The following is a 26,230-nucleotide window of genomic DNA, read 5'->3' as shown; positions in this document are numbered from 1 at the left end:
TCCGAAGCTCAGTGTCCGGCTACAGTAAGCTCTTTGTCGAAAGGCTTTGTGCATGACTTTCCTGCGCCCTACCCTGCTGACGCTGGCCTGCCTGCTGGCCTCCCCGGCCTTCGCTGACGAGCTGCCCTCACTTGGCGACGCCAGTTCTGCCATTGTCTCGCCTCAACAGGAATACCAACTGGGCCGCGCCTGGCTGGCCTACCTGCGCGGCCAGGTCTCGCAACTCAACGACCCGCAGCTCAAGGACTACGTCGAAACCAGCGTGTACAAGCTGGTGGAGACCAGCCAAGTCAATGACCGTCGCCTGGAATTCATCCTGATCAACAGCCCACAACTCAACGCCTTCGCCGCACCCGGCGGGATCGTCGGGGTCAATGGCGGCTTGTTCCTCAATGCCCAGACCGAAGGTGAGTACGCATCAGTGCTGGCTCACGAATTGGCGCATTTGTCCCAGCGCCACTTTGCTCGAGGCGTGGAAGCGCAGTCGCGCATGCAGATCCCGATGATGGCTGCCCTGCTCGGCGGCATCATTGCTGCCGCAGCCGGCGCTGGCGATGCAGGCATCGCCGCGATTGCCGGCTCCCAGGCCGCCGCGATCCAGGAGCAGCGTCGATTCTCCAGGCAGAATGAGCAGGAGGCCGACCGTATCGGCATCCTCAACCTGGAGAAAGCCGGCTACGACCCGCGCTCCATGCCTACCATGTTCGAGCGCCTGATGCGCCAGTACCGCTTCGACGCGAAGCCGCCGGAATTCCTGTTGACGCACCCGGTGACGGAATCGCGGATCGCCGACACCCGCAACCGCGCCGAGCAGGCCAAACCCGGCGGAAAGGAAGACAGCCTGCGCTATCAGTTAATCCGCGCTCGGGTGCAATTGAAGTACGAAGATACGCCAGGCCTCGCCGCCAAGCGCTTCCAGGCCCAGTTGGACGAGAACCCGAAGAACGATGTGGCGCGTTATGGCCTGGCCATCGCCCAGATCAAGGGCACCCAGCTCAAGGAAGCACGGGAGAGCCTGGCACCGCTGCTGGCCAAAGCGCCCAACGACATCACCTACAACCTGGCGCAGATTGAGCTGGACATCACCAGCAATCGCATGCCAGACGCACAACAACGCACTGACCGCATGCTTGCCCAGTACCCCAGCAACTACCCGCTGAACCAGGTACGCGTAGATCTGCTGCTCAAACAGAATCGCACCGCTGATGCAGAGAAAGCCCTGGATGGCTTGCTCAAGTCCCGCCCGGATGATCCGGACGTGTGGTATCAGGTCGCCGAGACCCGTGGCTTGTCGGGCAATATCATCGGCCTGCACCAGGCACGCGCCGAATATTTCGCCCTGGTGGGCGACTTCCAGCAAGCCATCCAGCAACTGGACTTTGCCAAGCGCCGCGCAGGCAATAATTTTCCACTGTCCTCGCGCATCGATGCACGCCAGCGCGAGTTGATCGAACAGGAACGCCTGGTGAAAGGGATGATGAGCTAAACCCATCGCCCACAAAAAAGCCCCGCCATCATTCACCGATGGCGGGGCTTTTTTGTGGGCTGGAAGTTACTCGGCCAGCTTGAAGGTGATGAAGCTCGCACGCCCCTCACGCAGCACGCGCATCGACACCGAACGATTCTTCGGCAACGCCTTGGCGATGTCGGCGAATTCCTTGGTGGTATCGATCGCCTGGTTGTTCAGGTGAGTGATCACATCGCCCGGTTGGAGGCCGATCAAGGCGGCTGGGCCGTCCAGCACTTCCTTGATCACGACACCGCTCTTGAGATCGAAGGTTTTCTTCTGCTCGGCAGTCAGCTCAACCACGGCAATGCCCAAGCGGTTGCTGCTGAGCTCGGCGCCTGGCTTGGCGTTACCCAGGGCATCCAGGGTCGCGCCCTCTTCCGGGATTGCCCCCACGGTGAGCTCGACATTCTGGCGCTTGCCGTCACGAATCACTTCCAGCTTGGCTTTGCTACCCGCCTTGAGTGCGCCGACCAGATGCGGCAGGTCAGCCGACATGATGATTGGCTGGCCGTTCATGCTCAGGATCACGTCGCCAACCCGTAGGCCGCCCTTGGCAGCCGGGCCGTCGTCCTGGATCTGCGCGACCAGCGCACCCGCCGGTTTATCGAGACCGAAAGACTCAGCGAGGTCCTTGTTCACTTCCTGGATCACCACGCCCAGCCAACCGCGACTCACTTTGCCACCGGCCTTCAACTGATTGGAGACATCCATGGCCACGTCGATCGGAATCGCAAAGGACACACCCATGAAACCACCGGAGCGGGTGTAGATCTGCGAGTTGATCCCGACTACTTCGCCGGCCAGGTTGAACAGCGGCCCGCCGGAGTTGCCTGGGTTGATCGGCACGTCGGTCTGGATGAACGGCACATAGTTTTCATTGGGCAGGCTGCGGCCGATGGCGCTGACAATCCCCTGGGTGACGGTGTGGTCAAAACCGAACGGCGACCCGATCGCCACCACCCACTGGCCCGCTTTCAGGTCCTGGGATTTGCCGAGTTTGAGCACCGGCAGGTCTTTGCCTTCGATTTTCAGCAAGGCCACGTCGGAACGCGGGTCGGTGCCGACCAGCTTGGCTTTCAACTCACTTCGATCAGCCAGGCGCACGAGGATCTCGTCAGCATCGGCAATCACGTGGTTGTTGGTGAGGATATAGCCGTCGGGCGAAATGATGAAACCGGAGCCCAGGGACTGCGCTTCGCGCTGGCCACCGCCACCACCGCGCGGGGTGCGTGGTTGCGGCATGCCTCGCTCGAAAAACTCGCGCAGCATCGGCGGCAAGCCTTCCAGGTCGGGCATCTGCTGGTTCGAAACTTTGCGATCGGGCAATTTCTGCGTGGTACTGATGTTCACCACCGCAGGCGAGGCCTGCTCCACCAGTTGGGTGAAATCAGGCAGCTCGACCGCTTGCGCGGGTACGGCCTGACCCAGCACCAGCACCGTGGCGACTATGGATAGGTAAGACTTCAAACGTGGTATCGACATACAGCTCCCGTTACGACGAGCAGGGTTGAGCGACAGGGTTCAAAAAAGCCGGAAACCGCGCCCGGCATTTTTTGTTCCGCGAACAAAACAAGGCAAGGGCCGAGAAGCCCTGACCTATAAAAAACATAAGGATTTTTTGCAAGTGAAAATGCTGATCCAGACATTTCATGCTCTCGACAGGCACCCTAGCATGGCAGCAGAGTGAAAGATCAGGATGAACACTGGATTAACGACTCACGGATTGGCTGCGGCCTTTTCACCGCGAACCGACAACGCGATGCGCTCGGCGGTGCCGATTGGGATTTCCCCGACAACCGTCACCATCATCTGCCCGTCCACCGTATTCACATGCCGCGACACCGCAACCGTAGGCCCAAGCTGAGTGCGGGTTTCCGACACACTTGCGCCGTCGGTCGGTTCAAGAAATACCGAGAAACGTGCAAGCCCATCGTCGTACATCAAGCTGTCGAGGGTGGTTGTCTGGGGGTCTTTGCGCGATGTAGTGCTGCTCAGCTCAAAGCCCGGCGGCAACCAGTCCAGGTGCCATGCATTGGAGGCGGGCGTTTGTGATGTCTCGCTGCGGCCAATCGCAACAGGCGTGCAGTCTCTGCTGGGCTGCAAGTCTCGATCAATGGGAGCGGCGGACGTATTCAATCGAACAAACTGAAAGCGCTCCAGCAGTCGCCCCTGCTCGCTGAGGAGCAACGACTTGAGGGGTAACGCGGTTTCACGATCCAGGTGCAACTCGAAACCATAGCGGTAAGGGTCGCGCGGGGTGATCGAAACAATAATTGCATTACGACCGGCCACGCGAGATTTGCCGATAACGGCCAGATCGTAGAATTGATTGAGTTTTTGCGGGTTCAGCGAACGTGACGCACTGTCACGGGAATTGCCCAGGCCGGCAACAAGGGTGCCGCTGACGCACTGAGTGTGACCTTCCACCCGCACGATTTCCTGGGCAGAGCCATCGAGCTGCAATAGCCGCTCCCGAACCTGACCGTTCTGAACAAGGTGCCAGATATCGTAGGTAGAAAAACTGCCGTTACGCTCATAGATGAACGTACCTTGAAAGCTTTGCTGCTGCTCTGCACGCCCAAGTCGAGTCAGCCAGTCTTGGGCTTCATCGGCATGGGCGGGTAGTGCAAACCAACTACTGAACAAGAGCGTAAGGAGCGGTATGGCGCGCATAGGGCTCCTTAGCGGTTCAGCGGTTTTCCAGGCTTGCTGCGCGAGCGTATGGCAGAGCACTTTCAGCGTTCTTGCCAGCCGCTTCCTGTGCATGTTGACGCAGGTAGCCTGGGAGACGCTGGTCCTGCCAGCCGGATTGCCCCTGAAGCACACCGTTAGCCATAGGGCCGGCGGTATCAGAGCTTTCCTTGTAGCCAGCCAGTACAGCCGGGCCTTTGACTTGCGGACCGGCCATGACCGGTTGCTGAGTCTGCTGGGCCAGCTCGGCACCGGCGATTTCGTCCTGGTTGTACAGACGAACACCGGCCAGTACGGCGACGGTCACCGAGGCAGCGACTGCCAGACGCCCCAGGCTACGCCATGGACCACGAGCAGCTTTTGCCGGAACGGCTTCATCGGCCAACGCGGCAGAAACGGCCGCAGCAATATCCAGACGAGGGATTAGAAGATCCTTGTGCATCACCGCCCGAGCGACTTGGTAACGAGACCAGGTATCACGGGTTTGGGCATCATCAAATGCGTTGAGCACTCGACGAAGTTCCAGTTCATCCGCTTCGTTATCCATCACTGCGGACAGCGATTCCTGCAGGGCATCACGACTCATGGCGGTTCCTCTCTTGGCTGTCGCCGCTGTCTTTAGTTTTCCTGCAACAACGGTTGCAAGGCTTTGTCGATGGCTTCCCGGGCCCGGAAAATCCGTGACCTTACAGTCCCCACCGGACATTGCATGACGCTCGCAATGTCTTCGTAACTCAGACCATCGAATTCACGTAAAGTTAACGCCGTACGTAAATCTTCTGGCAGTTGCTGAATTGTTCGATGAACGGTTCCCTCGATTTCGTCGCGCAGCAACGCACGCTCCGGCGACTCGAGATCTTTGAGGCCGTGATCACCATCATAGAATTCAGCATCTTCTGAACTGACATCACTGTCTGGTGGGCGGCGGCCGCGAGACACCAGATAGTTCTTCGCCGTATTAATGGCGATGCGATATAGCCACGTATAAAACGCACTATCACCGCGGAAATTGCCCAGTGCACGGTACGCCTTGATAAAGGCTTCCTGTGCAACGTCCTGCGCTTCATGGGTGTCGTGCACAAACCGCACGATCAACCCGAGAATTTTGTGCTGATATTTCAGCACTAGCAGATCAAATGCGCGCTTGTCGCCGCGTTGTACGCGCTCGACCAGCTGCTGATCCTCTTCCTGGGTTAGCATGAACACTCCTCGTTGTACTCGAAGGAGGCTTGCATAACTAAACGATCAGGCTTGTAAACATAGACTCGGGCTTTTCGCAAAAGTTCTCCCCCTTCAAGCAAGTTTCCGGCACGCACTGATTTGGCACACACGAAAAACGCAGCTCAGGCAACGCCGGCTGCGCGAATAATCTTTTCGTCGGTTTTCTGACACGTCCAATGCTCCCGACGGGCCAATAAACACAACGTTTTTCCCAGCTTTCGGGCAACCTGCTATTGAGTCGGGGCTTATGCAAAAAGTTCCCGCTCGCTGACTGGCTGTTTAACCGGGTGCTGTGCACCGTAATCTCACAATGCCACGAATGCCTGGCTATTGTGCCGCTCCACCCCTCTATATACTAGTGGTCCGTGTGCCCCTTTGATTCGCCGATCCAGGCGTCCTGCTTGCGCCTCCTCTTCGGATCGCTTTTTGCGGAATCCATTCAATGAGCCAACAGTTTCAACACGATGTCCTGGTGATCGGCAGCGGCGCCGCCGGCCTGAGCCTGGCACTGACCCTCCCCAGCCATCTGCGTATAGCCGTGCTGAGCAAAGGCGACCTGGCCAACGGTTCGACATTCTGGGCACAGGGCGGCGTCGCTGCCGTACTGGACGACACCGACACCGTACAGTCCCATGTCGAAGACACCCTCAATGCCGGCGGCGGCCTGTGCAATGAAGACGCGGTGCGCTTCACCGTCGAGCATAGTCGCGAGGCGATCCAATGGCTGATCGACCAGGGTGTGCCTTTTACCCGCGATGAACACGCGGGCAGCGATGACGGCGGCTTCGAGTTCCATCTGACCCGTGAGGGCGGCCACAGCCACCGCCGCATCATCCATGCCGCCGACGCCACCGGCGCCGCCATTTTCAGGACCTTGCTCGACCAGGCGCGCCAACGCCCCAACATCGAATTGCTGGAGCAGCGCGTCGCCGTCGACCTGATCACCGAAAAACGCCTGGGCCTTCCCGGCGAGCGCTGCCTCGGCGCCTATGTGCTCAACCGCACTAGCGGCGAAGTCGACACCTACGGCGCGCGCTTCACCATCCTTGCCTCAGGTGGCGCGGCCAAGGTCTACCTCTATACCAGCAACCCCGACGGGGCCTGCGGCGACGGCATCGCTATGGCCTGGCGCTCGGGCTGCCGGGTGGCGAACCTGGAATTCAACCAGTTCCACCCCACTTGCCTGTACCACCCCCAGGCCAAGAGTTTCCTGATCACCGAGGCGTTGCGCGGGGAAGGTGCACACTTGAAGCTGCCCAATGGCGAACGCTTCATGCAACGCTTCGACCCACGTGCCGAGCTGGCACCGCGCGACATCGTCGCCCGCGCCATCGACCATGAGATGAAGCGCCTGGGCATCGACTGCGTCTACCTGGACATCAGCCACAAACCCGAAGCCTTCATCAAGACGCACTTCCCCACCGTCTATGAACGCTGCCTGACCTTCAACATCGACATCACCAAAGGCCCGATCCCGGTCGTGCCTGCCGCGCATTACACCTGCGGCGGCGTAATGGTCGACCAGCATGGCCGCACCGACGTGCCCGGCCTGTACGCTATTGGCGAAACCAGTTTCACCGGCCTGCACGGCGCCAACCGCATGGCCAGCAACTCGCTGCTCGAATGCTTTGTGTATGCGCGCTCGGCGGCGGCGGACATCCTCGAACAACTGCCGCGCATCGCGGTGCCGGCCGCCCTGCCGCGCTGGGATGCCAGCCAGGTGACGGATTCGGACGAAGACGTGATCATCGCGCACAACTGGGACGAGCTGCGGCGTTTCATGTGGGACTACGTGGGGATCGTGCGCACCAACAAGCGTCTGCAACGGGCACAGCACCGGGTGCGTTTGCTGCTGGATGAGATCGACGAGTTCTACAGCAACTATAAAGTCAGCCGCGACCTGATCGAATTGCGCAACCTGGCCCAAGTCGCCGAGTTGATGATCCGCTCGGCCATGGCGCGCAAGGAAAGCCGAGGGCTGCATTACACCCTCGACTACCCGCAGATGCTGCCTAAGGCCCGCGACACTATTCTGGTGCCAGCCACCTACGGCGACTGAACTTCAAGCGTACGCGCAGGCGCCGGTGCATATCGGCGGTCTGCGCGTCGTGAGGCACGCACGTCGAGCGCACCCATCGTTCACCTTGCACACGATAGCGCAGCACCACGACCAGCGGCAGCGCCAGGCTGTCAGGCCGCAGTTGCACGCTGTGCCAGCCGCGCTCGGCGCTGAACAATTGCCAGCCATCCTCATCGCGGCGCAGGCCCCGAATCGACGAGCGGTGAGTCAGCAACACATGCCGCGGCAACACCCAGGCGGCGTGGGCCAGGCACGCCAGCATGCCAAGGGATGCAAGCGGCAGATCGACTACAAGGCAGGCACCCAGTGCGAACAGCTGCGCAAGCAGATACGCCGCCAGCAACAGCCGTGAGGCCTGCCAGCGGCATTCAAAACGGTTACTTGGGCTGGACACGGTCCAGGATCATCCGAACCATGCGTTGCAGCTCCGGATCTTCCGATTCGGCGCGCTCCATGAACCAGCCGAACATGTCCTGGTCTTCGCATTCCAGCAGCCGTACGTAAAGGTCGCGGTCTACCTGGTTGAGCGTCGCGTAGACTTCTTTGGTGAAAGGCACCAGCAACACGTCCAGCTCCAGCATGCCGCGACGGCTGTGCCAGTAGAGGCGATTGATTTCTACATCTTCGACCATGGAACGCTCCTCAAATAGAGCGCAAGTATACAGGCCCGACGGCACCGGGACAGCCGGCTTTGGTCGCGCCCCATGGAAACTATGCATTTGCCGGGCGCCCCTCTATGATGCACCCATGACTTTTTGACCTGCGATGACCCATGGCCGACTCTGCTTTCTTCTGCTCGCTGTCCCACGAAGGCGTTCTCGCCGTCCGCGGCGCGGACGCTGCCAAATTCCTGCAGGGCCAACTGACCTGCAACCTCAATTACCTGAGTGACACCCAGGCCAGCCTGGGCGCGCGCTGCACGCAAAAAGGCCGGATGCAGTCAAGTTTTCGCATCCTGCTACAAGGTGACGGCGTGCTCCTGGCCATGGCCAGCGAACTGCTCGAGCCGCAATTGGCAGACCTGAAGAAATACGCAGTGTTCTCCAAATCCAAACTCACCGATGAAAGCGCCGCCTGGGTGCGTTTTGGCCTGGCGCATGCCGACCAGGCGCTGGCCGCGCTGGGCCTGGCGTTGCCGGTCGAGACCGACAGCGTGGCGCGCACCGAGACGTTGATCGCCATCCGCGTGTCGCCCGACCGCGCTGAACTCTGGGCACCCGCCGAACACGCCGAAAGCCTGCGCAGCCAGTTGGCGGCAAGCCTGCCGCAAGCCGAGCTGAATGAATGGCTGCTGGGCCAGGTCCGCGCCGGCATCGGCCAGGTGATGCCGCAGACCCGCGAACTGTTCATCCCGCAGATGCTCAACCTGCAAGCGGTGGGCGGCGTCAGCTTCAAGAAAGGCTGCTACACCGGCCAGGAAATCGTCGCGCGCATGCAGTACCTGGGCAAACTCAAACGCCGCCTGTACCGCCTGAGTCTGGCTGCGACCGAATTACCCGAGCCAGGCACCGCACTATTTTCCCCGAGTCATAACAGTTCGATCGGCGAAGTGGTCATCGCGGCAAAAGCGGATCAGTCCATTGAACTTCTTGCCGTGCTGCAAGCCGAAGCTGCCGATAATGGCGACGTACGCTTAGGCAGCCTGGAAGGCCCGCGCCTGCGGCTGCTTGACCTGCCCTACGCGCTGGACCGTGATCGTGAGATCCAGCGTTAACCGCCGTACTTTTTTTTGCAACACCCTAGAGAGTATGAATGAACGAGCTGGCGGAAAAAGTCCAACAGGCTTTGATGAAGGCCATCGACAACGATGACCTGGTTCTGCCGACATTACCGGAGGTGGCCCTGAAAATTCGTCAGGCCGCCGAAGACCCGGAGATCAGCATCAGCCACTTGAGTAAAGTGATCAGTCGCGATACCGCCCTGTCGGCGCGCCTGATCAAAGTGGTCAATAGCCCGTTGCTCAGAGCAACTCAGGAAGTTACCGACCTGCACACCGCCATCACCCGGCTCGGCACCAATTACAGCAGCAACCTGGCCATCGGCCTGGTCATGGAGCAGATCTTTCACGCCCGCTCCGAGGTGGTCGAACAGAAAATGCGCGAAGTGTGGCGCCGCAGCCTGGAGGTCGCGGGCGTCAGCTATGCCTTGTGTCGTCGGCATAGCCAACTCAAGCCGGACCAGGCGGCCCTGGGCGGCCTGGTGCACCAGATCGGGGTGCTGCCGATCCTCACCTACGCCGAAGACCATTACGAGCTGCTGTCCGACCCGGTCAGCCTCAACCACGTGATCGACAGCATCCATCCGGTATTGGGCGACAAGCTGCTCAGCGGCTGGGACTTCCCCGAAATGCTGGCAAAACTGCCCGGCCAGTATCTGAACCTGGAACGCGACGGCGCCCAGCTCGATTACATCGATGTGGTGCAGGTCGCCGTGCTCTACTGTCACCGCCACACCGGACACCCACTGGCGAACGTCGATATGGCGGGTGTACCGGCGGTGAAGAAGCTGCGGATTGATCCCTATAGCGAAAAATTGCGCACCGAGCTGGATGAAGCACGTTCGATGTTCTACTGATCCCCGGCGATAAAACTCACGCGCACTTTCAACCCCGCCGATTCGCCATCGTGCAGGCTGATCTGCGCCAGGTGCGCACGGCAGATCTCCCCGACAATCGCCAGTCCCAGGCCCGACCCCATACCCTGCTGGCTGCGCCGATAAAATCGCTCGAACACCCGGTCCCGCTCATCCAGCGGGATACCGGGGCCGTCGTCTTCGACTTCGAGCACCGCTGGCGCCGTCACCCGCAAAATCACGTTGCCACCCGGTGGTGTGTGCGCCAGCGCATTGTCCACCAGGTTGCTCAGCAACTCATTGAGCAGCGTCGGTTCGCCGCGCAGCCACACCGGCTCGTCTGCTTCCAGCGCCAAGGCAACGCCTCGCGCGTGGGCCAATGGCGCCATGGCCATGCCCAGCTCCCGGGCCAATTGGCTGAGGTCGAGCAACTGCGCGCCGCCTTCGGCAATGGCCCTGGCACCGTTTTCGATGCGTGCCAGGGACAGCAACTGATTAGCCAGGTGCGTGAGACGGTCGGTGCCCTGGGCGGCGGTTTCCAGGGTGGAGCGCCACGTGGCCGGGTCTTCGGCGCGCAGGCCCAGTTCCAGGCGGGCCTTGAGCGCGGCCAGCGGCGTACGCAACTCGTGGGCGGCGTCGGCAATGAACTGCGCCTGGCGTTCGAACTGGCCGCGCAAGCGTTCGGTGAAATGGTTGAGGGAGCGCACCAGCGGGCCGAACTCATCCTGCACCTCTACCAGCGGCAAGGGCCGCAGGTCGTCAGGCTGGCGTTCTTCCACCGCCGTGCGCAGGCGCTCCAGCGGGCGCAGCGCCGCGCTGACGGCAAACCACACCAGCAACAGCGCGCCAATGGCCAGCATGCCCAGGCGCAACAAGGTGTCGGCCATCAGGCTGCGGGCCATGGCGACCCGGGCTTCGTCAGTTTCCGCGACACGGATCTCCGCCATGCCATTCATGTTCGGCTCGGAGACGGCCTTGAGCAGGCTCACCACGCGCACCGGCTGGCCCTGATACACGGCGTCGTAGAACCGCGCCAAGGCTGGGTAATCATCCGTACGTGGGGTGCCGGGCGGCGGGCCGGGAAGGTTTTCGTAACCCGATATCAGCTTCTGGTTGATGTCGTTGACCTGGTAATAGATGCGTCCGGCGCTGTCGTAGGCAAAGGTGTCCAGGGCCACGTAGGGCACGTTGGCACTGAGCGTGCCATCCACCTGGGTCAAGCCGGCGGCAATGGTGCGCGCCGAGGCCAGCAGCGTGCGGTCATAGGCGGTGTCGGCCGCTTCGCGCCCGTTCCAGTAGGCACTCATGCCGCTGGCGAGCATCAGCAGCACCAGCAACAGCGCGAGGTTCCACAGCAGGCGCCAGCGCAAGCTGCTGGGCTTATGCATCGCGGGCTTCCAGCAGGTAGCCAAGGCCACGGAAGGTCACGATGGCGATAGGCTGGCCGTCGAGTTTCTTGCGCAGGCGGTGCACATAAATCTCGATAGCGTCCGGGCTGGCTTCTTCGTCGAGACCGAACACCTGGGAGGCCAGTTGCTCCTTGCTCATCACGCGGCCAGGCCGGGCGATGAGCGCCTCGAGCACCGCTTGCTCGCGCGAGGTCAGCGTCAGCAGTTCGCCACCGGCCGTGAAGCGCCGGGTATCGAGGTCGTACACCAGCACGCCGCACGCCTGCTGGCGCTCGCCGCCCAATACGCTGCGCCGTAGCAGCGCCTTGACCCGCGCCTCCAGTTCCGTCAGTTCAAACGGTTTAGCGAGGTAATCGTCGGCGCCCAGGTTCAAGCCATGCACGCGGTCTTTTACATCGCTGCGTGCCGTCAGCATCAACACCGGCAAATTTTTTCCACGGGCGCGCAAGCGTGCCAACACTTCGAAGCCATCCATGCGCGGCAGCCCCACATCAAGGATCGCCGCCGCGTATTCCTCGCTGCTCAACGCCAGGTCCGCAGCCACGCCATCGTGCAATACGTCGACGGTCAACCCTATGCTCTTGAGCGCTTGGGCGACACTTTCGGCGAGTTGCAAATGGTCTTCAACCAGAAGGACACGCATGAATTTCTACCTCGTGCAGGCGTGGGCGACGCCACGCTTTGGCGGGCAGTTTACAGGCGCAACCTGCCCTGTGAAGCCCGAAAACATTGAAAGGCAACTGAAAGGTTAGTGAAAGCTTCGCCCTTTAGCATCCAGTCACGGTGGTTACGCCCGCCGAGCTACCTCACCCGTAGCGCCCGAAAAACGCCTCGAAGCGTTTTCGCCAAAATAAGAACAATAACGGAGTGCACCACGATGCTGTCGATACAGTCCCAGGCTCGCCCGCCTGCAAGAAATTCCCGCCTTACTCACACCACTCTGCTCTTGCCGTCTTCGAAGACGGTGGCCGTGCGCTCGCGCAACGCCAGGCACAGCATTGCACGCGGCTAAGCCACCCATAACAAAAATACGGAGATCACCATGACCCTTTCACTGCGTAAAGTTGCCATTACCGCCGGCTGCATGCTGTTTGCCGGCCAACTGCTGGCCGCCGACGAACCCAAGCGCCCTGAATGCATCGCCCCGGCTTCCCCGGGCGGTGGTTTTGACCTGACCTGCAAGCTGGCACAAAGCGCGCTGGTCAACCAGAAACTGCTGAGCAAGCCGATGCGCGTGACCTACATGCCAGGCGGCGTGGGCGCAGTGGCCTACAACGCGGTGGTCGCTCAGCGCCCTGCGGATGGAGGTACCCTGGTGGCCTGGTCCAGCGGTTCATTGCTGAACCTGGCCCAGGGCAAGTTCGGTCGCTTCGATGAAAGCGCCGTGCGCTGGCTCGCAGCGGTAGGCACCAGTTACGGTGCCATCGCAGTGAAAAGTGATTCGCCCTACAAGACCCTCGACGATCTCGTAAAAGCCTTGAAGAAAGATCCAGGCAGCGTAGTGATAGGTTCCGGCGGTACGGTTGGCAGCCAGGACTGGATGCAAACCGCCCTGATCGCCAAGGCCGCCGGGATCAATCCGCGCGAGCTGCGTTACGTCGCGCTGGAAGGCGGCGGCGAAATCGCTACCGCGTTGCTCGGCGGCCACATTCAGGTGGGCAGCACCGATATTTCCGACTCCATGCCACACATCCTCAGCGGTGACATGCGCTTGTTGGCGGTGTTCTCCGAGCAGCGCCTGGACGAGCCGGAAATGAAGAACATCCCGACTGCCAAGGAGCAAGGCTATGACATCGTGTGGCCAGTGGTGCGTGGCTTCTACCTCGGGCCAAAAGTCAGCGATGCCGACTACGCCTGGTGGAAGGATGCGTTCGACAAACTGCTGGCTTCCGACGAGTTCGCCAAGCTGCGTGACCAGCGCGAGCTGTTCCCGTTCGCCATGACCGGCCCGGAACTGGACACCTACGTGAAAAAACAGGTGGCTGACTACAAAGTGCTGGCCAAAGAGTTCGGCCTGATCCAGTAAACGCCCCGCTTTCGCGCGGCCACGCCCGTTTAAACACGCGGTGTGGCCCAGGAGTTCACCATGCTCTTACAACGTATTTTCGCTGCTGTGATGTTAGTGGCCTGCATCGGCCTCGCGCTGATGGCTTGGCCCTATCAGGCGGCCTTTTCCTACGAGCCGGTAGGGCCTCGGGCCTTCCCCCTGCTGCTGATCGGGCTGATGGGCCTGGCGCTGATCTACATGCTGATTCGCCCGCAACCGACCAAACACACCGACGACGAACCAGCGCTGGACCGCCCGACCCTGATCAAGATCTGCCTGTGCGTGGCCTTGCTGGTGGTGTTTGCCGGTACGTTCGAATCCCTGGGTTTCATTCTCAGCAGCATGCTGATCGGTATTCCGATGGCACGGCTGTACGGCGGTCGCTGGTTGCCCAGCGTGGTCATCATCACCTTGATGAGCATCGGTCTTTATCTGCTGTTCGATAAAACCATGGACGTGCCACTACCCCTCGGTCTGCTCGACGTTCTGGAGAACTGATATGGATACTTTCGGCTATTTGGGCCAGGGTTTCGGCGTCGCGCTGAGCCCCTATAACCTGGTGACCGCACTGTGCGGCACCCTGATCGGCACCGTGGTCGGCCTGCTGCCGGGCCTGGGGCCGATCAATGGCGTGGCATTGTTGATTCCCATCGCGTTTGCCCTGGGCCTGCCGCCCGAGTCGGCACTGATCCTGCTGGCAGCCGTGTACCTGGGCTGCGAATACGGCGGCCGGATCAGCTCGATCCTGCTCAACATCCCGGGCGAAGCCTCCACCGTGATGACCACCCTCGACGGCTACCCGATGGCCCGCAAAGGCATGGCCGGCGTAGCGTTGTCGCTGTCTGCCTGGAGTTCGTTCATCGGCGCGTTTATCGCCACCTGCGGCATGGTGTTGTTCGCCCCGCTGCTGGCCAAATGGGCGATTGCCTTTGGACCCGCCGAGTACTTCGTGCTGATGGTGTTTGCGATCGTCTGCCTGGGCGGCATGGCCGGTGACAAGCCGCTGAAAACCTTTGTCTCGGCGTTGATCGGCCTGTTCCTTGCCTGTGTGGGCATCGACGCCAACAGTGGCGTGTACCGCTTTACCGGCGACAACATCCATCTGACCGACGGCATCCAGTTCGTGGTGTTGGTGCTGGGCCTGTTTTCCATCAGTGAGATCCTGCTGCTGCTGGAGAAAACCCACCGTGGCCAGGAAGCGGTAAAAGCCACCGGGCGCATGATGTTCAACGTCAAGGAAGCCCTGTCGGTGCTGACCGTGAACCTGCGTTGCGGGGTATCGGGCTTTATCATCGGCGTCTTGCCCGGTGCTGGCGCAACCATGGCCTCGGCCGTGGCCTACATGACCGAGAAACGTATCGCGGGCGCCAGCGGCAAGTTCGGTCAAGGTGACATGCGCGGCCTGGCAGCACCGGAAACGGCCATCGGCGCTTCGGTCTGCGGCGCTATGGTGCCGATGCTGACCCTGGGCGTTCCTGGCTCGGGCACCACGGCCGTGATGATCGGCGCGCTGTCGCTGTACAACATCACCCCGGGCCCGCTGCTGTTCCAACAGCAACCCGATATCGTCTGGGGGCTGATCGCTTCGTTGTTTATCGCCAACATCATGCTGGTGGTCCTCAACATCCCGATGATCCGTATCTTCACGCGCATCCTCGCCGTGCCGAACTGGGCGCTGGTGCCGGTGATCGCCATCATCACCGCGATTGGCGTCTACGCCGTACACGCCACCACCTTTGACCTGTTCCTGATGATCGCCATCGGCATCTTCGGCTACATCCTGCGCAAGCTGGACTTCCCGCTGTCGCCGTTGCTGCTGGGCTTTATTCTTGGCGGCCTGATGGAACAGAACCTGCGTCGTGCGCTGTCGATTTCCAATGGTGCGCTGGAGATCCTGTGGTCGAGCCCGATCACCTTCGGCGTCTGGGTACTGACCGCCATCATGCTACTCGTGCCGCTGCTGCGTATCTGGCGCAAGCGCTCCTTGCAGCGTCGTGCCGTAGCCGATGTCTGAAGTCACCTTCAAACATTGGTGGGGAACACCGCTGGTCGGCCTGGCCGGCGGTTACCTGGCCAGCCTCGTCGGCTGGCCCTTGCCCTATATGATCGGCTCGTTGCTGGCGATCATCCTGGTGCGCTGCCTCACGCCCTGGCAATTGGCGGAAATTCCCGGCGGGCGCAAATGCGGCCAATGGGTGGTGGGCATCGGCATCGGCCTGCACTTCACGCCAGTGGTGATCGAACAGGTGATGAGCCACTTCGGGCTGATCTTCTTCGGCGCCTTGGTGACGAGTTTGTCGAGCGTGGTCGGGGTGTGGTTGATGCGCCGCAGCGGTGAAGACCGCGCTACCGCGTTTTTCTCCAGCATGCCGGGCGGTTCCGGTGAGATGGTCAACCTCGGCGCGCGCAATGGTGCGGTGCTCAGCCGGGTTGCGGCGGGCCAGAGTTTGCGCGTGCTGGTGGTGGTGCTGTGTGTGCCGGCGATCTTCAAGTACCTGCTCGGCGGTGGCGCGCCGCAGTTTCATCCAGCGCCCGTTGACTGGGCCTGGCTGGCGCTGCTGTTTCCGCTAGGCGCGCTGGTCGCCTGGGGCTGGCAGCGTTTGCGCCAGCCGAACCCTTGGCTGTTCGGCCCGTTGCTGGTGAGTGCGACTGCCAGTGTGGTCTGGGACCTGCATATCGGCCTGCCCGATGGCGGCAGCCAGATCGGCCAATGGCTGATCGGCAGCGGCTTGGCGTGTCACTTCAACCGCCAGTTCTTTCGCAGGGCTCCATCCTTTATGGGTCGCACGTTGATCGGCACCGCCTTGACCATGGCACTGGCAACATTGGCGGCGGTGGGCCTTAGCGCCCTGACCCAGTTGGACCTGCGCTCCTTGACACTGGGCATGATGCCTGGCGGCATTGCCGAAATGAGCCTCACGGCTGAAACCTTGCAATTGTCGGTGCCGTTGGTGACGGCGATGCAGGTGATGCGGCTGTTGTTTGTGCTGTTTCTGGCGGAGCCGTTGTTCAGGCATTGGAACCGCCGGCCGGAAACCATCTGAACCCTCTTCGCAGTTCAGAGCGGCGGCAACCGCCACTCGATCGGCGCCTCGCCATTCTGCTCCAGAAACTTGTTGGCGCGACTGAAATGCCCGCAGCCCAGGAACCCGCGATACGCCGACAACGGTGACGGGTGCACCGAGGTCAGCACCAGGTGCTTGGTGGCATCGATCAGCTTTTGCTTGCTCTGGGCGTGGGCGCCCCACAACAAAAACACCAGATGCGGCTGATGCTCGCTGACCACCTCGATGATCCGGTCGGTAAAGAACTGCCAGCCCTTGCCCGCATGCGCATTGGCATTGGCGCGTTCCACAGTCATGGTGGTGTTGAGCATCAGCACGCCCTGGTCTGCCCAGCTTTGCAGGTAGCCGTGGTTGGGGATGTCGATGTTCAGGTCACGCTTGAGTTCTTTATAGATATTGACCAGGGACGGCGGCGCCGGCACACCTGGTTGCACCGAGAAGCACAGGCCGTGGGCCTGGCCGGGGCCGTGGTACGGGTCCTGGCCGAGGATCACCACCTTGACCTTGTCCAGCGGCGTCGAGTTGAGGGCATTGAAAATCAGCGGGCCAGGCGGGTAGATCTCCTTGCCGGCCGCATGTTCCTGGCGCAGGAACTCGCGCAACTGGGCCATGTAGGGCTTCTCGAACTCATCGCGCAGGGCGTGTTTCCAGCTGGGTTCGAGTTTGATACGGTCGCCATCGGTCATAGTTGAATTGTCTTGTAAAAAAGAATGAGGCGAACCCTAGGAAAGCCGACCCCGCTTGTCAATTGATCTGACACACCACCGGCGCTTTCCCACGAAGGGATCATACTCATCCTTCACCTTCTCGATTGAGGTCACGATGAACCTGCACTTCGAAGAACTGACCGGCAGCGACGGCGCCCGCATCGGCATCGCCAGCCTGGACGCGGAAAAGACCCTCAACGCCCTGTCCCTGCCGATGATTTTGGCCTTGGGTGATCGCCTGGATGCCTGGGCCAAGGACCCGAACATCGTCTGCGTATTGCTGCGCGGCAATGGCCCCAAGGCCTTTTGCGCCGGTGGCGAAGTGCGCAGCCTGGCGCAGGCCTGTCGCGAACAACCCGGCGAAGTACCCGCCCTGGCCGCGCAGTTTTTCGCTGCGGAGTACCGCCTCGATTATCGCTTGCACACCTATCCCAAGCCGCTGATCTGTTGGGGCCACGGCTATGTGCTGGGCGGCGGCATGGGGCTGTTGCAAAGCGCGTCAGTGCGCATCGTGACGCCCACCAGCCGTCTGGCCATGCCGGAAATCAGCATCGGACTGTACCCGGATGTCGGCGCCAGCAGGTTCTTGTCGCGCCTGCCCGGCAAACTCGGGTTGTTCCTGGGCCTTACCGGCGCCCACATCAATGGCCGCGATGCCTTGGACCTGGGCCTGGCCGACCGTTTCCTGCGCGATGACCAGCAAGACGAACTGCTCGAAGGCCTGCTGCAACTGAACTGGCAGGAACAGAGCGCGATGCAGCTCAACAGCCTGCTCAAGGCCCTCGCCCAGGAAGCCGTCGACCAGCAACCCGAAGCGCAGTGGTTACCGCGCCGTGGGCAGATCGACGACTGGCTGGATGTGGGTGACATACGCTGCGCCTGGCGCGCGTTGAGCCAGTTGCGTGATCACGCTGATCCGCTGCTGGCTCGCGCCGGCAAGACGCTGAGCGAAGGCTGCCCACTGACCGCCCATCTGGTGTGGGAGCAAATCCGCCGGGCTCGGCATTTGTCGTTGGCCCAAGTGTTCCAGATGGAATACACGGTGAGCCTCAACTGCTGCCGTCATCCGGAATTCGCCGAAGGGGTGCGGGCGCGGTTGATCGATAAGGACCAGGCGCCGCACTGGCACTGGCCGGATATCAACACAATTCCAGAGGCGGTGGTGCAGGCGCATTTTGAAAAAGCCTGGGAGGGTAGGAATCCTCTGGCAGATTTATCCGATTATTGACAGCCTATCGTTGCGAGTCATTTATCGTGAATGCGCAATTATCGGGTTGATTGTCACGGCAGACGTAAACCTGTTGATCGAACGGAATCTTGCCAAGCTCCCAATGCAAGCTGTCGGTCAGCGACATGGTGTTGGCAGCGCCTGAAATGCAAGGACGCATAACGACCAGCTCTTCACGCTGGTTTTCATAAACGCACTTTTCCACGTAGCCGTTTTTTCGGTCAGTGCCCTTTTCAGGCGTGAATAAAGCGCCAAGAAAGCTATGTATATATTCGTTAGGCTCAACCTTGGGACCTTGCCAGAGCACGCCATCCTGCTGGTATTGAAAGTAGCCTTTGACGTTTCGGATCATCGATTTATCCGGACAAAACTGCTTTGCCCCCGCCGGGCCCATGACGCAGCCGACTAGTAAAAGCACGCACATCAGTTGTTTGAACATAGAGGCTTTCCTTCGACAAACACACAGCGTTTCCCCGCAGTGAAATATATCTTGAGCCTCAAAGATAGCTGTTAAATCTGACAGTGCCGACGAATGGCAGGCAAAAAAAAGCGGCGCATCATGCGCCGCTTCGTTAAAAGCCTTTCTTCAGCGGTGACCACCGCGCCCACCGCCATGCTCACCACCCCGTCCGTGACCGCCGTTTCCCCAACGATTTCCTCCCCAGCCCTGGTTCGGATACGCCCGGTAGGCAGACCTCGGATAATAACGTGGCGCGGGTTGGTAATAACGCGGCGCCGAGTAATAGCGCGGGGCCGGATAGTAACGTGGAGCCGGCGCGTAGTAGCTGCCCCTGTCATAGCGAGGGCCACCGTAGTAATAGGCAGGCGCCGGTGCGGTATACACCTCGGAGCGATAGTAAGTGGCGCCTCCATCGTAGTAGGGCACACAAGCTGACAAGGTCAGGCCGAGTAATGCAGTGAGCAGCAGTCGTCGATACATGGCGGCCTCCTGGACCGCGGAAGAGCACCTCCAGCGACGCTGGAGAGCGGCATCCAGCTTGCGCCGAATGACACAATATCTGACATCAAAAACAACATCTGGTGCGTTTCAGTAACAACTTGATACATCAACACGCAACTCCTGTAAGGGCAACCGACGGGAGCCCAAGCTATATCGTTTCAGTCACTTTCAGGCAGATACCATATCGCTCTCGATGACGGCATTGTCCTGCTGCGGGTCCGCGCTGTATTGTGCAAGGCCGAGCACACCTGCCTATACAGCCTGACCCTGCCATGACTACACCCACGCTTTGCCCCGCCTGCGGAGCCGTCAACGACTGCGCCCTGGCAGACCCACGCACGGTTGACCAGGCGTGCTGGTGCTTCAATGTCACCATTGACCCGGCGGTACTCCTCGCGCTGCCTGACGAACTGCGCAATAAAGCCTGCCTGTGCCCGCGTTGCGCCCAAGTGGATGAACAGTTGCGCACCCCTGATGCGCGTTGATCGGTTCCTCAGCAACCTGCCGCGCTTCAATCGCAGGCAAGTACGGTTGCTGTTGGTGGAACGCCGCGTCAGCGTCGAGGGAGTAACGGTCAGTGATCCCCACCATGAGGTACGCGAGTTCAGCCAGGTGTGCGTTGATGGTGAGGTGCTGCAGGCGGGCAAACCGGCGCGCTATTTCATGCTGCACAAACCCCAAGGGTGTGTGAGTGCCACGGCGGATCCGCAACACCCTACCGTGCTCGATCTGCTGAATGAGCCGGACAAAGGCACGCTGCATATTGCCGGGCGCCTGGACTACAACACGACCGGCCTGATGTTGATCACCAACGACGGCCAGTGGTCGCGGCGCCTGACACAACCGACGACCAAGTTGCCCAAGGTGTACCGCGTGGAAACAGCGCAGGAAATCGGTCCCGAATACGCGGTGACATTCAAGGCGGGCTTGTACTTCGCGTTCGAAGATCTCACCACCCAACCCGCCGAGCTGGAATTACTGGGACCGACCACGGCGCGCTTGAGCATCATCGAAGGCCGTTATCACCAGGTGAAACGCATGTTCGGGCACTTCAATAACAAGGTGATTGCGCTGCACCGTGAGCGCATGGGCCCGCTGCAGTTGGATCCGTCCCTTGCGCCGGGGGATTACCGAGCCCTGACTGACGATGAAATCCGACAAGTCTGACGACCGTTCAGCCGCTGGTGGCAAAAAACCAGCCAGGCGGCTTGCGACCTGCCGAGTCTGTGCTTGAATCAAGCTCACCCGTTGAAATATGACTGGCGAGTCACCTATAACCTCCAAGAAACACCTTGCCCCGCCCGTGCTTGATTGACGGGCCGTCCCGGCAAACATCCCGCCCTGACAACCGCTGTCGGCCAGCCGCAATCGGACCGACAGGGGCGCTCATCTTCCAGGCGTATGCCTACCTGTCATAAAGCTCGTGCAAAGTCATTTGCGCGCCCTACCCGCTTGCCAGGAGTCTTACGACATGAGGCCAGAAATCGCTGTGTTGGATATACAGGGTCAGTACCGGGTTTACACGGAGTTCTATCGCGCGGATGCCGCTGAAAAGACCATCATTCTGGTCAACGGCTCAATGGCCACCACGGCCTCTTTCGCCCAAACCGTGAAAAGCCTTTACCCGCAATTCAATGTGGTGTTGTACGACCAGCCCTACGCCGGACGTTCCAAAATCCACAACCGCCACGAGCGGATGCTGACGAAGGAAGTCGAAGGCCAGATCCTGCTGGAGCTGATTGAGCGCTTTGCCGCCGAGCACGTGCTCTCCTTCTCGTGGGGCGGTATCGCCGCCTTGTTCGCCCTCGCCCAACGCCCGCGACGCATTGAAAAGGCGGTGATCAGCTCATTCTCCCCGGTGATCAACCCGCCCATGCGCGACTACCTCGAGCGCGGCGTCGACTACCTCGGCAACCTCGACCGCGACCGCGTCGGCCATCTGGTCAACAGCACCATCGGCAAGCACCTGCCGTCGCTGTTCAAGCGCTTCAACTACAAGCACGTCAGCAGCCTGGCCGAGCATGAATACGGGCAGATGCACTTCCACATCAGCCAGGTGCTTCACAGCGATCGTTTGTGTTACCTCAACGCAGCCAGGCAGATCGACATTCCGGTGCTATTCCTGAACGGCGAATGGGACGAGTACACCAGCGCCGAGGATGCCAGGCTGTTTGGGCAACATATAACCCACAGCAGCTTCAGCACTGTCCAGGCCACGGGGCATTTCCTGGATATGGAGCATAAAGCGGCATGCCGGGACAGCCGGGAGGCGGTGGTAGGCTTTTTGAAAGGGCAGCGGCCGGTGAGTCGGTTACGCTACCAGCAGGGTCAGACGCAACATGCATGGGCGGTCTGAAGTGAGGCCCACTGTAGGAGCGGGTTCCTGCAGTGGCGCCGCTTGTCTGCGTAAGGTGCGCGCGCAACATGCGATTTTTTCGAAGAAAAACTTCAAATCCGGGTGAACATCTGGTACAAAGTCAGCCGCTTTGAGCGGGTATAGTTTAGTGGCAAAACGAAAGCTTCCCAAGCTTTAGTTGAGGGTTCGATTCCCTCTACCCGCTCCACTCAAATTGGCTTTCATGTCATGCCATCGCTGACACGAATGCATAAAAAACCGGCTCCTGAGAGCCGGTTTTTTTTGGCTGACGTTCAGCTGCCTATAACGCTCGCCTTCTACAAAGAATTCGAGCGCAAGAAACGTAGTTTGCCAATACCCTGATGGACCTACACTGGCGCCTTACGCTTCAGCATCCCTTCGAGGAGCCCGCCCATGCCCTGTGAATACACACTCATGCCCTCCCCTGTCGGCGAACTCACCTTGGTGGCGCGCCATGGCAAACTTGGCGCCATCCTGTGGCAAACAGAGCGCGCCAACCGCGTACGCCTGGGTGAATTGATCGAGACCAACAACAGCCTGGTGCTATTGGAAGCCCAGCGCCAGCTAAACGAATACTTCGCGGGAACACGCAGCCAGTTCGAGCTGGAGTTGGACTTCGCCGGCACCGACTTTCAGAAACAAGTCTGGCAGGCCCTGCTGACCATTCCGTTTGGCGAAACGCGCAGCTACAGCCAGATAGCCCAGCAGATCGGCAACCCGAAAGCCGTGCGTGCAGTCGGGGCGGCGAATGGGCGTAATCCGATTTCGATCATTGCGCCCTGTCACCGAGTGGTGGGTGCTTCGGGCGGGCTGACCGGGTTCGCGGGAGGCCTTGAGGCCAAGCAATATCTGTTGACGCTGGAGAATCGCGGCCAGGCGAAACTGGCGTTCTGATCATGGCTGTGGGGCAGCTGCGCGAATAAAGGACGCGCAATCGAACAAGCGTTGGAAACCGAGCTTTCCATACAGTGCAACGGCGGCCGTCGAGGCCTCGAGAAAACACCGGCGAGCCCCCAGGCCCGAGGCGTGAAGCAGAGCCGCTTGAATCAATCGAGTGGCGTAGCCTCTTCCACGAAAGCCGACCCGCGTGCCGACATCACTCAGCCGGGCCTCCCCCTCACATAACGACAAGGTCAACGAACAGCTCACCTGCCCCTCAACAGACAATGTGAAGTGATAAAGGGCTTCACCGGCGTCCAGGGATCGCTGATGCCGAGCCTGGTAATGCGCGACCGCCTCAGGCGCTATCAGGAATGCACTGTCGAGCGGAGTCGCCCATTCGTTCAGGTTCCGAGTCAGGCTGATCTGCACACCTTCCTCGTTTATCAATGGCGCAAGGCGCGCCAATGACAGGACCATCGCCGTCGTGTCTTCAGCCGGCTGAAAGCCGAGCTGCGCGAGCATGTCGCGCAAGCCATCGACCTGTTCCTGAGGAATCACGATACGGATGGGGATCAAGGTACGGCGGATCAGTTCCCGGGGTAACTCCGTCGCTTCGCGCAGCGGGTCGCTGCCCAGACGAATAAACAACATATTCCACGGCGCGCAATGTTCCTCAGCAAAGTAGGTGCTGATACCGGCGCTATGCCGACAATACATCGCGCAGGTCGCCGCAAAAAAATGCGCTTCGGTCAAGTCATAGCGTGCGAATAGGTCATAGGCGTTTTTAGCGTGCATAAGCAATAACCAGGCAAAAACCCAGTCTTGTGCTCAAGGTTTCACAGCGCCGTAGGCCCGCTCCTAAAAGCCCGACAGAAAAACCTCTACTTTTATCCGACCGATAAGTTGTAAAAAGAAATTTCAGCGAGCGACTGCTGTCAGTAGTTTCATCACCCTTCTTGAGGAAAACGGTCATGAACTTCTCTGCAGTCTCCCAAACCCTGTCGCGCTGGGCCGGCAGCCCCCGGACGTTCTACACGGCGGTGGCGCTGATCCTGGCCTGGAGCCTGAGCGGGCCGTACTTTCATTACAACGACACTTGGCAATTGATCATCAACACCTCGACCACCATCATCACGTTCCTGATGGTGTTCCTGATCCAGAACACACAGAACCGCGACAATGACATCCTGCATATCAAGATCGACGAGCTGTTGCGTGTGTCCAAGGATGCGCAGAACGCGGTGCTGAGCCTGGACGGCCTGGACCGTAAGGAGCTTGAAAAGCTACGCCAGGAATATCGCGATATCGGCAAAGCCGGCAGCTTGAACCTCAACAGCAGTTGCGGCCCTGCCGCCGACGACGCGGCGGCGCCGAAAACAAATTTGAACCAAGCCTGAAAAAAACGGCGGTTGGAGATGATCCAACCGCCGTTTTCATTTCAAAGGGAGCTTCAACTCAAAGGGAGCTTCAACCGTCGCCTTGGTGCCCCTTGCCGTAGGTCGAGGCCAGGGCGCGGGCCTTTTCCAGACGCTCCTGCAGCTTGGGCAGCGTCTCATCCACCAACGCTTTTATCTCTGGCACCTGCGACGCCGCGCCTTCCTGCTTGAACAGGGCGATGGCGTCTTCGTTTTCCTTGACCTGCTGCGCGGTGTAGGCGGCGTCGAAGGAGTCGCCGTCCTTGAGTTCGGGCATCAGGGTTTCGGCCTTGTCGACGATCTTCTCGCGCGGGGCTACCGGCAAGTCGAGCTTTTTAGCGATAGCCGCCAGATGCTGGTTGGCCAGGGTGCGCTCATTGATCACCTCGATGGTGTAATCCTTGATCTCCTGGGACGAGGTTCTGGCGTGGGCCATGCGACTGGTTTCGATATCGGCCATGCCTTTGGCCGAAGCCTGCTCGATGAATTCGGCAGGTGACTGGGCGAAAGCATTGCTGGCGCCGAGGCCCAGCAGCATCGCGAAACTGGCGGTGCGTAACCGGATAGCCATGCGGCTCATGATGGGTTCCTCCAGGGCAAAAATAGGTGCGAAGAAACAGCGCCTCGCCCTGGATTCGAATTTTGCTTGAGGCAAAGGTTTAGAAAAAACTTTCCAGTGCGACGAACGGTCGTTGTTGAGTCAGACGGGCTTGCTGGCAAACAGACCCGGCAACGCATGCGCCAACGCGTTGATGGCGAACCCGATAAACATCACGCCGCACAGTCTCGTGATAAGGATTTCATGACGCTGATACAGCGTACGCACACGTTGGGCACCGACCACGCCGATCAGGATCGCATAGGCCAACAGGCCCCCGATGAAGCTCAGGACAATCAGCCATGGCAGCATCGACCACGTCAGCAATTCGGCACGACTGGAGAGCAATGCAGTGAATGTCGCTACAGCCACCGGGTACGCCTTGGGGTTGGTCAGGCCGAACAGAATACCGTGCCAGAACGGATGCCGCGCCGCTCCCTGAGGAGCCTCGCTGCTACGCCGCTGGGTGCGAATCGCACGCCAGCCGAGCCAGAACAGATACAGCCCGCTGAGCACGCCCAGTACATCAAATGCACTGCTGCCAACTTCCCGAGCGCCCACAATCGCAACCAATGCGGTGCTGCACCACACCACGTCGCCAAGCAAATGCCCAGCCAAAAAGCCTGCCCCGGCACGCCGGCCACGAGCGGCGCCGATGCCGAACACGGCCAACACGCCGGGACCGGGCGTAATACCGTAGATAAACCCGGACGCAAGGACCGCGAGCAACAACGATGGGGTCATGGGCGTGGCTCTGATGGCAGTTGAAAGGTTCAGGGATTCTGCACGTTCTCGGGCTGGGCGTAAAACTTCATGCCCGCATAAGGCTTGGCGCGACAGGCATGCAGCCGCGAGGCGGGATGCCTCGAATGCCTCTGACGAACGGGACAATCGATCAATGAGTTGACGCTGTAGTATGTCGCACTACCTATCACTACATTGAGGTTCGTATGTCTGTTATGTCCCTGCGGATACCGGACGATGTCGCCGATACGCTTGCCAGTCTGGCCAAAGCGACCGGTCGCAGCAAATCGTTCCTCGCTGTTGACGCGCTACGTGAATACCTGACACGTGAAGCATGGCAAATCGAAGAGATTCAAAAGGCGCTGAAAGAAGCTGATGCGGGGGATTTCGCGACGGCTGCCGAGGTAAAAGCCGTCGCTGACAAATGGCGCAACAATGCAGGTTGAGTGGCTGAGGACAGCCCTCAGAAACCTGGATGATGAAGCGGCCTTTATTGCTGAAGAAAACCCCAAAGCCGCCTACGAGTTCGTCCAGGCGATTTTGGCCGGGATTGAACACATTGCGCAATTTCCCGCGCTGGGAAAAACCGGGCGCGTCCCAGGGACGCGTGAATGGGTGGTGCCCCGGTGGCCCTACATTGTCCCTTACCGTATTCGTGAAGGGCGACTACAGGTGATGCGAATTTTTCATACCCGCCGCCAACCACCGACCTCCTGGTAGCGGC

The 26,230-nt window shown here is 60.2% G+C and carries 30 protein-coding genes and 1 tRNA gene; 17 read left to right on the top strand and 14 right to left on the bottom strand.

Annotation, left to right across the window (positions count from 1 at the left end; genetic code table 11):
- Positions 1-52: 52 nt before the first annotated feature.
- The gene (locus tag C4J92_RS07215; RefSeq protein WP_124369958.1) at positions 53-1,486 is read left to right on the top strand and encodes a M48 family metalloprotease; all 1,434 of its coding nucleotides are present in this window, start codon (positions 53-55) and stop codon (positions 1,484-1,486) included.
- A 66-nt stretch (positions 1,487-1,552) separates the two neighbouring features.
- On the opposite strand, the gene C4J92_RS07210 is transcribed toward C4J92_RS07215, so the two are convergent.
- The 4 genes from C4J92_RS07210 to rpoE all read right to left on the bottom strand — a co-directional run bounded on the left by C4J92_RS07210 (position 1,553) and on the right by rpoE (position 5,401).
- Complete coding sequence (locus C4J92_RS07210; protein WP_124403380.1) at positions 1,553-2,992, bottom strand: DegQ family serine endoprotease; 1,440 nt, start codon at positions 2,990-2,992, stop codon at positions 1,553-1,555.
- A gap of 234 nt (positions 2,993-3,226) precedes the next feature.
- A complete protein-coding gene (locus C4J92_RS07205; protein WP_124403379.1) occupies positions 3,227-4,183 on the bottom strand; it encodes a MucB/RseB C-terminal domain-containing protein in 957 nt (318 codons plus the stop codon).
- 16 nt (positions 4,184-4,199) lie between these two features.
- The gene (locus C4J92_RS07200) at positions 4,200-4,787 is read right to left on the bottom strand and encodes a sigma-E factor negative regulatory protein (RefSeq protein WP_057723059.1); all 588 of its coding nucleotides are present in this window, start codon (positions 4,785-4,787) and stop codon (positions 4,200-4,202) included.
- Between the two features lie 32 nt (positions 4,788-4,819).
- A complete protein-coding gene (rpoE, locus tag C4J92_RS07195) occupies positions 4,820-5,401 on the bottom strand; it encodes an RNA polymerase sigma factor RpoE (RefSeq protein ID WP_003172477.1) in 582 nt (193 codons plus the stop codon).
- 463 nt (positions 5,402-5,864) lie between these two features.
- Here rpoE and nadB point away from each other — a divergent pair, with 463 nt between their 5' ends.
- The gene (gene nadB, locus C4J92_RS07190; RefSeq protein WP_124403378.1) at positions 5,865-7,481 is read left to right on the top strand and encodes an L-aspartate oxidase; all 1,617 of its coding nucleotides are present in this window, start codon (positions 5,865-5,867) and stop codon (positions 7,479-7,481) included.
- Here nadB and C4J92_RS07185 read toward each other — a convergent pair.
- Complete coding sequence (locus C4J92_RS07185) at positions 7,450-7,896, bottom strand: protein YgfX (RefSeq protein ID WP_124369954.1); 447 nt, start codon at positions 7,894-7,896, stop codon at positions 7,450-7,452. The genes nadB and C4J92_RS07185 overlap by 32 nt on opposite strands.
- A complete protein-coding gene (locus C4J92_RS07180) occupies positions 7,880-8,134 on the bottom strand; it encodes a succinate dehydrogenase assembly factor 2 (protein ID WP_003189444.1) in 255 nt (84 codons plus the stop codon). The genes C4J92_RS07185 and C4J92_RS07180 overlap by 17 nt, the downstream gene beginning before the upstream one ends.
- A 140-nt stretch (positions 8,135-8,274) precedes the next feature.
- On the opposite strand from C4J92_RS07180, the gene C4J92_RS07175 reads away from it, so the two are divergent.
- Entirely contained in the window at positions 8,275-9,216 is a 942-nt protein-coding gene (locus C4J92_RS07175) for a folate-binding protein YgfZ (protein ID WP_124403377.1), read from the top strand.
- 38 nt (positions 9,217-9,254) lie between these two features.
- Positions 9,255-10,076, top strand: a complete 822-nt coding sequence (locus tag C4J92_RS07170; protein WP_124403376.1) for an HDOD domain-containing protein — start codon at positions 9,255-9,257, stop codon at positions 10,074-10,076.
- On the opposite strand, the gene C4J92_RS07165 is transcribed toward C4J92_RS07170, so the two are convergent.
- Positions 10,070-11,461 carry a sensor histidine kinase gene (locus tag C4J92_RS07165; protein ID WP_124403375.1) on the bottom strand — a complete coding sequence of 464 codons (1,392 nt, stop codon included), beginning with the start codon at positions 11,459-11,461 and terminating at the stop codon, positions 10,070-10,072. The genes C4J92_RS07170 and C4J92_RS07165 overlap by 7 nt on opposite strands.
- Entirely contained in the window at positions 11,454-12,125 is a 672-nt protein-coding gene (locus C4J92_RS07160) for a response regulator (protein WP_124366210.1), read from the bottom strand. Before C4J92_RS07160 ends, C4J92_RS07165 begins: the two co-directional genes overlap by 8 nt.
- A gap of 393 nt (positions 12,126-12,518) precedes the next feature.
- Between C4J92_RS07160 and C4J92_RS07155 the strand changes: the two genes are divergently transcribed.
- From C4J92_RS07155 to C4J92_RS07140, 4 genes are read left to right on the top strand one after another with little or no spacing between them, the layout of a single operon-like run.
- A complete protein-coding gene (locus C4J92_RS07155; RefSeq protein WP_164484579.1) occupies positions 12,519-13,508 on the top strand; it encodes a tripartite tricarboxylate transporter substrate binding protein in 990 nt (329 codons plus the stop codon).
- A gap of 60 nt (positions 13,509-13,568) precedes the next feature.
- Positions 13,569-14,027, top strand: a complete 459-nt coding sequence (locus C4J92_RS07150) for a tripartite tricarboxylate transporter TctB family protein (RefSeq protein ID WP_124403374.1) — start codon at positions 13,569-13,571, stop codon at positions 14,025-14,027.
- Position 14,028: 1 nt separating this feature from the next.
- On the top strand, positions 14,029-15,543 hold the full coding sequence (locus C4J92_RS07145; RefSeq protein WP_057701193.1) for a tripartite tricarboxylate transporter permease: 1,515 nt from the start codon (positions 14,029-14,031) through the stop codon (positions 15,541-15,543).
- A complete protein-coding gene (locus C4J92_RS07140) occupies positions 15,536-16,573 on the top strand; it encodes an AbrB family transcriptional regulator (protein WP_124403373.1) in 1,038 nt (345 codons plus the stop codon). Before C4J92_RS07145 ends, C4J92_RS07140 begins: the two co-directional genes overlap by 8 nt.
- A gap of 14 nt (positions 16,574-16,587) precedes the next feature.
- On the opposite strand, the gene ung is transcribed toward C4J92_RS07140, so the two are convergent.
- A complete protein-coding gene (gene ung, locus C4J92_RS07135) occupies positions 16,588-17,280 on the bottom strand; it encodes a uracil-DNA glycosylase (RefSeq protein WP_124369947.1) in 693 nt (230 codons plus the stop codon).
- A gap of 136 nt (positions 17,281-17,416) precedes the next feature.
- Here ung and C4J92_RS07130 point away from each other — a divergent pair, with 136 nt between their 5' ends.
- Positions 17,417-18,529, top strand: coding sequence for an enoyl-CoA hydratase/isomerase family protein (locus tag C4J92_RS07130; protein WP_124403372.1), 1,113 nt, complete (start codon positions 17,417-17,419; stop codon positions 18,527-18,529).
- A 4-nt stretch (positions 18,530-18,533) separates the two neighbouring features.
- Here the strand turns inward: C4J92_RS07130 and C4J92_RS07125 are convergent, their stop codons facing one another.
- Together C4J92_RS07125 and C4J92_RS27150 are read right to left on the bottom strand one after the other, a co-directional pair.
- Complete coding sequence (locus C4J92_RS07125) at positions 18,534-18,968, bottom strand: DUF3757 domain-containing protein (protein WP_124361719.1); 435 nt, start codon at positions 18,966-18,968, stop codon at positions 18,534-18,536.
- A gap of 147 nt (positions 18,969-19,115) precedes the next feature.
- Complete coding sequence (locus tag C4J92_RS27150; protein ID WP_124361718.1) at positions 19,116-19,469, bottom strand: hypothetical protein; 354 nt, start codon at positions 19,467-19,469, stop codon at positions 19,116-19,118.
- Positions 19,470-19,762: 293 nt separating this feature from the next.
- Between C4J92_RS27150 and C4J92_RS07115 the strand changes: the two genes are divergently transcribed.
- The 5 genes from C4J92_RS07115 (at position 19,763) to C4J92_RS07095 (ending at position 22,761) form a co-directional block, all read left to right on the top strand.
- Positions 19,763-19,975, top strand: a complete 213-nt coding sequence (locus C4J92_RS07115; protein ID WP_124366203.1) for a cysteine-rich CWC family protein — start codon at positions 19,763-19,765, stop codon at positions 19,973-19,975.
- Positions 19,965-20,657, top strand: coding sequence for a pseudouridine synthase (locus C4J92_RS07110; protein ID WP_124403371.1), 693 nt, complete (start codon positions 19,965-19,967; stop codon positions 20,655-20,657). The genes C4J92_RS07115 and C4J92_RS07110 overlap by 11 nt, the downstream gene beginning before the upstream one ends.
- Positions 20,658-20,961: 304 nt before the next feature.
- A complete protein-coding gene (locus C4J92_RS07105; protein WP_124403370.1) occupies positions 20,962-21,846 on the top strand; it encodes an alpha/beta fold hydrolase in 885 nt (294 codons plus the stop codon).
- A gap of 134 nt (positions 21,847-21,980) precedes the next feature.
- Positions 21,981-22,054: transfer RNA gene (locus C4J92_RS07100), tRNA-Gly, on the top strand.
- A gap of 206 nt (positions 22,055-22,260) precedes the next feature.
- Positions 22,261-22,761: a methylated-DNA--[protein]-cysteine S-methyltransferase gene (locus C4J92_RS07095; RefSeq protein WP_124366199.1), complete on the top strand. Its 501-nt coding sequence runs from the start codon at positions 22,261-22,263 to the stop codon at positions 22,759-22,761.
- Here C4J92_RS07095 and C4J92_RS07090 read toward each other — a convergent pair whose 3' ends face one another.
- On the bottom strand, positions 22,762-23,544 hold the full coding sequence (locus C4J92_RS07090; protein ID WP_124403369.1) for a GNAT family N-acetyltransferase: 783 nt from the start codon (positions 23,542-23,544) through the stop codon (positions 22,762-22,764). It lies immediately after the preceding gene.
- 176 nt (positions 23,545-23,720) lie between these two features.
- Here C4J92_RS07090 and C4J92_RS07085 point away from each other — a divergent pair, with 176 nt between their 5' ends.
- A complete protein-coding gene (locus tag C4J92_RS07085) occupies positions 23,721-24,146 on the top strand; it encodes a low affinity iron permease family protein (RefSeq protein WP_124361712.1) in 426 nt (141 codons plus the stop codon).
- A 70-nt stretch (positions 24,147-24,216) separates the two neighbouring features.
- Here C4J92_RS07085 and C4J92_RS07080 read toward each other — a convergent pair whose 3' ends face one another.
- Positions 24,217-24,744, bottom strand: a complete 528-nt coding sequence (locus tag C4J92_RS07080) for a DUF4142 domain-containing protein (RefSeq protein ID WP_057723086.1) — start codon at positions 24,742-24,744, stop codon at positions 24,217-24,219.
- A 120-nt stretch (positions 24,745-24,864) separates the two neighbouring features.
- On the bottom strand, positions 24,865-25,506 hold the full coding sequence (locus C4J92_RS07075; protein WP_124403368.1) for a LysE family translocator: 642 nt from the start codon (positions 25,504-25,506) through the stop codon (positions 24,865-24,867).
- Positions 25,507-25,712: 206 nt separating this feature from the next.
- Here C4J92_RS07075 and C4J92_RS07070 point away from each other — a divergent pair, with 206 nt between their 5' ends.
- Both C4J92_RS07070 and C4J92_RS07065 read left to right on the top strand, forming a co-directional pair.
- Positions 25,713-25,952 (top strand): CopG family ribbon-helix-helix protein, encoded by a 240-nt coding sequence (locus C4J92_RS07070; RefSeq protein ID WP_124361708.1) that lies wholly within the window; start codon positions 25,713-25,715, stop codon positions 25,950-25,952.
- Positions 25,942-26,226, top strand: coding sequence for a type II toxin-antitoxin system RelE/ParE family toxin (locus C4J92_RS07065; RefSeq protein WP_124403367.1), 285 nt, complete (start codon positions 25,942-25,944; stop codon positions 26,224-26,226). Before C4J92_RS07070 ends, C4J92_RS07065 begins: the two co-directional genes overlap by 11 nt.
- The last annotated feature ends 4 nt before the right edge of the window (positions 26,227-26,230 follow it).

Origin of the sequence: Pseudomonas sp. R3-18-08, from assembly GCF_003852065.1 — a bacterium.
In the GTDB taxonomy this organism is placed as follows: Bacteria; Pseudomonadota; Gammaproteobacteria; order Pseudomonadales; family Pseudomonadaceae; genus Aquipseudomonas.
Note: the sequence above shows the minus strand (reverse complement) of the source record. Positions and strands in the feature narration are given on the sequence as shown.

What these genes read in the sequence shown, in the direction of transcription:
- C4J92_RS07215 (WP_124369958.1), top strand. Translation starts at nt 53, where the DNA reads ATGACTTTCCTGCGCCCTACCCTGCTGACGCTGGCCTGCCTGCTGGCC.
- C4J92_RS07210 (WP_124403380.1), bottom strand. Translation starts at nt 2,992, where the DNA reads ATGTCGATACCACGTTTGAAGTCTTACCTATCCATAGTCGCCACGGTG.
- C4J92_RS07205 (WP_124403379.1), bottom strand. Translation starts at nt 4,183, where the DNA reads ATGCGCGCCATACCGCTCCTTACGCTCTTGTTCAGTAGTTGGTTTGCA.
- C4J92_RS07200 (WP_057723059.1), bottom strand. Translation starts at nt 4,787, where the DNA reads ATGAGTCGTGATGCCCTGCAGGAATCGCTGTCCGCAGTGATGGATAAC.
- rpoE (WP_003172477.1), bottom strand. Translation starts at nt 5,401, where the DNA reads ATGCTAACCCAGGAAGAGGATCAGCAGCTGGTCGAGCGCGTACAACGC.
- nadB (WP_124403378.1), top strand. Translation starts at nt 5,865, where the DNA reads ATGAGCCAACAGTTTCAACACGATGTCCTGGTGATCGGCAGCGGCGCC.
- C4J92_RS07180 (WP_003189444.1), bottom strand. Translation starts at nt 8,134, where the DNA reads ATGGTCGAAGATGTAGAAATCAATCGCCTCTACTGGCACAGCCGTCGC.
- C4J92_RS07175 (WP_124403377.1), top strand. Translation starts at nt 8,275, where the DNA reads ATGGCCGACTCTGCTTTCTTCTGCTCGCTGTCCCACGAAGGCGTTCTC.
- C4J92_RS07170 (WP_124403376.1), top strand. Translation starts at nt 9,255, where the DNA reads ATGAACGAGCTGGCGGAAAAAGTCCAACAGGCTTTGATGAAGGCCATC.
- C4J92_RS07165 (WP_124403375.1), bottom strand. Translation starts at nt 11,461, where the DNA reads ATGCATAAGCCCAGCAGCTTGCGCTGGCGCCTGCTGTGGAACCTCGCG.
- C4J92_RS07160 (WP_124366210.1), bottom strand. Translation starts at nt 12,125, where the DNA reads ATGCGTGTCCTTCTGGTTGAAGACCATTTGCAACTCGCCGAAAGTGTC.
- C4J92_RS07150 (WP_124403374.1), top strand. Translation starts at nt 13,569, where the DNA reads ATGCTCTTACAACGTATTTTCGCTGCTGTGATGTTAGTGGCCTGCATC.
- C4J92_RS07145 (WP_057701193.1), top strand. Translation starts at nt 14,029, where the DNA reads ATGGATACTTTCGGCTATTTGGGCCAGGGTTTCGGCGTCGCGCTGAGC.
- C4J92_RS07140 (WP_124403373.1), top strand. Translation starts at nt 15,536, where the DNA reads ATGTCTGAAGTCACCTTCAAACATTGGTGGGGAACACCGCTGGTCGGC.
- ung (WP_124369947.1), bottom strand. Translation starts at nt 17,280, where the DNA reads ATGACCGATGGCGACCGTATCAAACTCGAACCCAGCTGGAAACACGCC.
- C4J92_RS07130 (WP_124403372.1), top strand. Translation starts at nt 17,417, where the DNA reads ATGAACCTGCACTTCGAAGAACTGACCGGCAGCGACGGCGCCCGCATC.
- C4J92_RS07125 (WP_124361719.1), bottom strand. Translation starts at nt 18,968, where the DNA reads ATGTTCAAACAACTGATGTGCGTGCTTTTACTAGTCGGCTGCGTCATG.
- C4J92_RS27150 (WP_124361718.1), bottom strand. Translation starts at nt 19,469, where the DNA reads ATGTATCGACGACTGCTGCTCACTGCATTACTCGGCCTGACCTTGTCA.
- C4J92_RS07115 (WP_124366203.1), top strand. Translation starts at nt 19,763, where the DNA reads ATGACTACACCCACGCTTTGCCCCGCCTGCGGAGCCGTCAACGACTGC.
- C4J92_RS07110 (WP_124403371.1), top strand. Translation starts at nt 19,965, where the DNA reads ATGCGCGTTGATCGGTTCCTCAGCAACCTGCCGCGCTTCAATCGCAGG.
- C4J92_RS07105 (WP_124403370.1), top strand. Translation starts at nt 20,962, where the DNA reads ATGAGGCCAGAAATCGCTGTGTTGGATATACAGGGTCAGTACCGGGTT.
- C4J92_RS07095 (WP_124366199.1), top strand. Translation starts at nt 22,261, where the DNA reads ATGCCCTGTGAATACACACTCATGCCCTCCCCTGTCGGCGAACTCACC.
- C4J92_RS07090 (WP_124403369.1), bottom strand. Translation starts at nt 23,544, where the DNA reads ATGCACGCTAAAAACGCCTATGACCTATTCGCACGCTATGACTTGACC.
- C4J92_RS07085 (WP_124361712.1), top strand. Translation starts at nt 23,721, where the DNA reads ATGAACTTCTCTGCAGTCTCCCAAACCCTGTCGCGCTGGGCCGGCAGC.
- C4J92_RS07080 (WP_057723086.1), bottom strand. Translation starts at nt 24,744, where the DNA reads ATGAGCCGCATGGCTATCCGGTTACGCACCGCCAGTTTCGCGATGCTG.
- C4J92_RS07075 (WP_124403368.1), bottom strand. Translation starts at nt 25,506, where the DNA reads ATGACCCCATCGTTGTTGCTCGCGGTCCTTGCGTCCGGGTTTATCTAC.
- C4J92_RS07070 (WP_124361708.1), top strand. Translation starts at nt 25,713, where the DNA reads ATGTCTGTTATGTCCCTGCGGATACCGGACGATGTCGCCGATACGCTT.
- C4J92_RS07065 (WP_124403367.1), top strand. Translation starts at nt 25,942, where the DNA reads ATGCAGGTTGAGTGGCTGAGGACAGCCCTCAGAAACCTGGATGATGAA.